Genomic DNA, 2,627 nt, shown 5'->3' on the forward strand with positions numbered 1-2,627 from the left:
TAACAAGGTAGCCGTAGGAGAACCTGCGGCTGGATCACCTCCTTTCTAAGGAGAACATGAAAAGGAAGTCACCTTTTCGTAAATTATGACAAGTTCACTGAAATCTCTGTTTAATTTTGAGAGACCAGATCTCTCATCAGTAGCTAGACGCTAGCAAACTAGCACACTAGCCAACTGAAAAAAATGTTCTTTGAAAATTGCACAGTGAAGAAAAAGTAGAAATTATTACAATTGTGATGATTTCACTGGAGAATCAATTAAAATAAATTAATTAGTAACTAGTCGTTAGACAACTAGCAAGCTAAATACTAGCACGCTAGCACACTAGCCAACTAGCAAACTAATAACAGGTCAAGCTACAAAGGGCGCATGGCGGATGCCTTGGCACTAGGAGCCGACGAAGGACGTGATAAGCTGCGATAAGCTGTGGGTAGGCGCAAATAGCCTGTGAGCCACAGATTTCCGAATGGGGCAACCTGCTCAGCTACGCTGAGTACTGTATACTGAATTCATAGGTATGCAGAGGCAAACCCGGGGAACTGAAACATCTAAGTACCCGGAGGAAGAGAAAGAAAAATCGATTTCCTAAGTAGCGGCGAGCGAAAGGGAAAGAGCCCAAACCTAAGTCTTCGGATTTAGGGGTTGCGGATAGATCACAAAAGCTTAGATTTTCTAATCGAAGAGAGCTGGAACGCTCCACCATAGAAGGTAATAGTCCTGTAGGTAAAAGAAATATAAGTAAGATCTACTCCAGAGTACCACGAGACACGTGAAACCTTGTGGGAAGCTGGGAGGACCACCTCCCAAGGCTAAATACTACCTAGTGACCGATAGTGAAGAAGTACCGTGAGGGAAAGGTGAAAAGAACCCCGGGAGGGGAGTGAAATAGAACCTGAAACCGTGTGCCTACAAACTGTCGAAGCACTTTATATGTGTGACGGCGTGCTTTTTGTAGAACGAGCCAGCGAGTTATGGTATGTAGCAAGGTTAAGCACCTAAGGTGTGGAGCCGCAGGGAAACCGAGTCTGAATAGGGCGAAGAGTTGCATGCTGTAGACCCGAAACCGGGTGACCTATCCATGGCCAGGTTGAAGCGGAAGTAAAATTCCGTGGAGGACCGAACCACGTTGGTGTTGAAAAACCATGGGATGAGCTGTGGATAGCGGAGAAATTCCAATCGAACTCGGAGATAGCTGGTTCTCCCCGAAATAGCTTTAGGGCTAGCGTTAGGTAAATGAGTTATGGAGGTAGAGCACTGAATAGGCTAGGGGGCATATCGCTTACCGAACCTTATCAAACTCCGAATGCCATGTACTTTTATCCTAGCAGTCAGACTACGAATGATAAGATCCGTGGTCAAAAGGGAAACAGCCCAGACCATCAGCTAAGGTCCCAAAGTGTAAGTTAAGTGGAAAAGGATGTGGGATTTCTAAGACAACTAGGATGTTGGCTTAGAAGCAGCCACTCATTTAAAGAGTGCGTAATAGCTCACTAGTCAAGAGATCCTGCGCCGAAGATGTCCGGGGCTCAAACTTACCACCGAAGCTATGGATATACTATGTATATGGTAGGGGAGCTTTCTGTATGGGTTGAAGTCGTACCGTAAGGAGCGGTGGACTGTACAGAAGTGAGAATGCTGGCATAAGTAGCGAGAAATGAGTGAGAATCTCATTGGCCGAAAATCTAAGGTTTCCTGAGGAAGGCTCGTCCGCTCAGGGTTAGTCGGGACCTAAGCCGAGGCCGAAAGGCGTAGGTGATGGACAATCGGTTGATATTCCGATACCACCATGATCCGTTTGAGAAATGGGGTGACGCAGTAGGATAAGATGTGCGCACTGATGGATGTGCGTCTAAGCACTTAGGATGATTGAAAAGGCAAATCCGTTCAATCTTAAGTCTGAGGTGTGATGGGGAGCGAAATTTAAGTAGCGAAGTATCTGATTCCACACTGCCAAGAAAAGCCTCTATCGAGGAAAATGGTGCCCGTACCGCAAACCGACACAGGTAGATGAGGAGAGAATCCTAAGGCCAGCGGAAGAATTGTTGTCAAGGAACTCGGCAAATTAACCCCGTAACTTCGGGAGAAGGGGTGCCTACGAGAGTAGGCCGCAGTGAATAGGCCCAAGCAACTGTTTAGCAAAAACACAGGTCTCTGCTAAAGCGAAAGCTGATGTATAGGGGCTGACGCCTGCCCGGTGCTGGAAGGTTAAGGGGATTGGTTAGCGCAAGCGAAGCCTTGAACTTAAGCCCCAGTAAACGGCGGCCGTAACTATAACGGTCCTAAGGTAGCGAAATTCCTTGTCGGGTAAGTTCCGACCCGCACGAATGGCGTAATGATTTGGGCACTGTCTCGACAACAAATCCGGTGAAATTGTAATGGAGGTGAAGATGCCTTCTACCCGCGATTGGACGGAAAGACCCCGTAGAGCTTTACTGCAATTTAGCATTGAGTTTCGGTATTGTCTGTACAGGATAGGTGGGAGACTTAGAAGCATGGGCGTCAGCTTATGTGGAGTCATCCTTGGGATACCACCCTGACAGTATTGAAATTCTAACCGGAGGCCATGAATCTGGTCACGGGACATTGTTAGGTGGGCAGTTTGACTGGGGCGGTCGCCTCCTAAAAAG

Annotated in this window: 1 rRNA gene; it reads left to right on the plus strand. The window is 47.3% G+C overall.

Annotation, left to right across the window (positions count from 1 at the left end):
• Positions 1-349: 349 nt before the first annotated feature.
• Positions 350-2,627 (plus strand): 23S ribosomal RNA (locus FGK85_RS14955); the annotation flags it as partial.

This window comes from Haloimpatiens lingqiaonensis (assembly GCF_901447495.1).
Taxonomy (GTDB): Bacteria; Bacillota; Clostridia; order Clostridiales; family Clostridiaceae; genus Haloimpatiens; species Haloimpatiens lingqiaonensis.